The organism is Curtobacterium sp. APC 4022, assembly GCF_030407555.1.
Lineage (GTDB): Bacteria > Actinomycetota > Actinomycetes > Actinomycetales > Microbacteriaceae > Curtobacterium.
Genome location: NZ_JASDDD010000088.1, coordinates 2349 through 5255 on the forward strand (window position 1 = coordinate 2349; position 2907 = coordinate 5255).

A 2907-nucleotide genomic window follows, 5' to 3' on the forward strand; every position below is an offset into this window, starting at 1 on the left:
CAGTCCGGCGTGGCGCACGTCACACTGTCAACAGACGTAACAGTAACAACATGGGTCAGCCCAGGAACACCCCGTTCGAGGGTGAGAGGTCAGCAGCGATGCTCCCATCGGTGTCGACCGCCCCTCGGGAGCCCGCTCCGGTCACTCCCTGAGGGTCCGTCGAGGTGGCGCGACACGCCCAAGCGGAGCGTTCGGCGGGCTCGATTTGGCAAGAGGGCCGACCGTCCGTATGCTTGTCCATCGGTAGCGCGATGCACTGCTTGCGGCCCCATCGTTTAGTGGCCTAGGACACCGCCCTTTCACGGCGGCAGCACGGGTTCGAATCCCGTTGGGGTCACTCCTCATCGGGGGACAGCAAGCAGAACAGAACGACACCGAAGCAACACAAGCAATTCCATATGGCCCTGTAGCGCAGTTGGTTAGCGTGCCGCCCTGTCACGGCGGAGGTCGCGGGTTCAAGTCCCGTCAGGGTCGCCACGGCTGGGTAGCTCAGTTGGTAGAGCGTTCGACTGAAAATCGAAAGGTCCGCGGATCGACGCCGCGTCCAGCCACGGTGAAGAGCCCCTTACTTCGGTAGGGGGCTCTTTTGCGTTGCGCCGGCGGGGTCCGCGCTCGGATCCGCGGAGCGGATCGTCCACGCACAACAGGAAGCGGCTCGAACCACGCATTCCCGTGGTTCGAGCCGCTTCCTGTTGTGCGGCAGCCGGCCGGGAGGCTCGTCCCGGCCGGGCAGCGCCGCCTACGCCTCGCGGGTCTTCGGGCTGCTGTCGTTCGTCTTCGCCGGGTCACGCTCGACGACGGCCCCGAGGGCGTCGTCGATGCGGGACATCAGCTCGGCGGGGATCTGCACTCCGGCAGCGCCGGCGTTGTCGTGCACCTGCTCCGGTCGCGAGGCACCGATGATGGCGGACGCCACGTTCTCGTTCTGCAGCACCCAGGCGACGGCGAGCTGCGCCATCGACAGGCTGAGCTCGTCGGCGATCGGCTTGAGCTCCTGCACGGCGGTGAGCACCTCGTCGTTCATGAAGCGCGAGATCATCTTCGCGCCGCCCTTGTCGTCGGTCGCGCGGGACCCCTCGGGCAGCGGCTGCCCGGGCTGGTACTTGCCGGTGAGCACACCCTGCGCGATCGGGGACCAGACGATCTGGGAGATGCCGAGTTCCTTCGAGGTGGGGACGACCTCCTCCTCGATGACCCGCCAGAGCGCGGAGTACTGCGGCTGGTTCGAGATGAGCTGGAAGCCGAGGTCCTTCGCCAGTGCCGCTCCGGCGCGGAGCTGGTCGGCGGTCCACTCCGAGACGCCGACGTACAGGACCTTGCCCGCACGGACCACGTCGGCGAACGCCTGCATGGTCTCTTCGAGCGGGGTCTCGTGGTCGTAGCGGTGCGCCTGGTACAGGTCGACGTAGTCGGTCTGCAGGCGGCCGAGCGAGCCGTCGATGGACTCGAGGATGTGCTTGCGCGACAGCCCGGTGTCGTTGTGGCCCTTGGGACCGGTCGGCCCGAAGACCTTCGTCGCGATCTCGAGGGACTGGCGACGCTCGCCCTTCAGCGCTTCGCCGAGGACGGTCTCGGCACCGGTGTTCGCGTACACGTCGGCGGTGTCGAACGTCGAGATGCCGACCTCGAGGGCGGCCTTGACGCAGGCGATCGCCGCGTCGTTCTCGACCTGGGAGGCGTGGGTGAGCCAGTTGCCGTAGGTGATCTCGGAGACCTTGAGGCCCGAGTTGCCGAGGTAGCGGTACTCCATGTGTCTGTCACTCCTGTCGTGGCCGCGTCGATGCGGCACGCCCGTGACGGTACGCGGCCCCGACGGTGCAGGATCGCAAGAGGCGCGGTGCGCGGACGCACCGCCGGGAGCAAGGGAGCATCCATGACCGGATCCAGCGTGCTGTTCATCGGCGGGAGCGGCATCATCAGCGCCGCCTGCGTGCGCGAGGCGGTGGACCAGGGCTTCGACGTCGCGGTGCTCAACCGGGGCACGACGGAGAAGCGGACGTTGCCGGATGCGGTGACGCGCCTCCAGGCCGACGTCGCGGACCGGGACGCCCTGGCGGCGGCGATCGGCGACCGCACCTTCGACGTGGTCATCGACTTCGTCGCGTTCACCCCGGACCAGGTACAGGCCGACATCGACTTCTTCACCGGCAAGACCCGCCAGTACGTGTTCATCAGCTCGGCTTCGGCGTACCAGACCCCGCCGACGCACCTGCCGGTGACGGAGTCGACGCCGCTGAAGAACCCGTACTGGCAGTACTCGCGGGACAAGATCGCGTGTGAGGACCTGCTGGTCGCCGCGTACCGGCAGGACGACTTCCCGATGACGATCATCCGGCCGTCGCACACCTACGACGAGACGCTGCTGCCGTTCGACGGCGGCTGGACGGTCGTCGCGCGGATGCGGGCGGGCAAGCCGGTGGTCGTGCCGGGTGACGGGACCTCGCTGTGGACGATCACGCACGCGCGGGACTTCGCGGTCGCGTTCGTCGGGGTGCTGGACCGGGCCGAGGCGATCGGCGAGGCGTTCCACATCACCGGCCAGGAGTCGCCGACGTGGGACCGCATCCACCAGGAGGTCGCGGCCGCCGCGGGGGCGCCGGAACCGCAGATCGTGCACGTGCCGGCGGACGCGATCATGGCCGCGGACCCGGAGTGGGGCGCGGGTGTGGTCGGCGACAAGGCGAACAGCATGGTGTTCGACAACAGCAAGGTGCGGACGCTCGTGCCGGGTTGGGCGGCGCGCACCTCGTTCCGCGAGGGCGCCCGCGAACTGGTCGCCTGGTACGACGCGCACCCGGAGGCGCAGGTCGTCGACGAGGAGAAGGACGCGCTGATGGACCGGCTGGCCGAGGCGTACGCGCCGGGTCGCGTCTAGCGCCACCTGTCGGACGGGAGGCGCGGGGCGGC

At 68.7% G+C, this 2907-nt stretch carries 2 protein-coding genes and 3 tRNA genes; 4 read left to right on the plus strand and 1 reads right to left on the minus strand.

Annotated features, from left to right (window positions below):
- Positions 1-264: 264 nt before the first annotated feature.
- The 3 genes from QL987_RS16565 to QL987_RS16575 all read left to right on the plus strand — a co-directional run bounded on the left by QL987_RS16565 (position 265) and on the right by QL987_RS16575 (position 551).
- Positions 265-337 (plus strand) — tRNA-Glu (locus tag QL987_RS16565).
- Positions 338-400: 63 nt separating this feature from the next.
- Positions 401-477, plus strand: a tRNA-Asp gene (locus QL987_RS16570).
- 1 nt (position 478) lies between these two features.
- Positions 479-551 (plus strand) — tRNA-Phe (locus tag QL987_RS16575).
- Positions 552-739: 188 nt separating this feature from the next.
- Here QL987_RS16575 and QL987_RS16580 read toward each other — a convergent pair.
- Positions 740-1750, minus strand: coding sequence for an aldo/keto reductase family protein (locus QL987_RS16580; RefSeq protein ID WP_221849045.1), 1011 nt, complete (start codon positions 1748-1750; stop codon positions 740-742).
- Positions 1751-1873: 123 nt separating this feature from the next.
- Between QL987_RS16580 and QL987_RS16585 the strand changes: the two genes are divergently transcribed.
- Positions 1874-2875: an SDR family oxidoreductase gene (locus tag QL987_RS16585; protein WP_290158755.1), complete on the plus strand. Its 1002-nt coding sequence runs from the start codon at positions 1874-1876 to the stop codon at positions 2873-2875.
- The last annotated feature ends 32 nt before the right edge of the window (positions 2876-2907 follow it).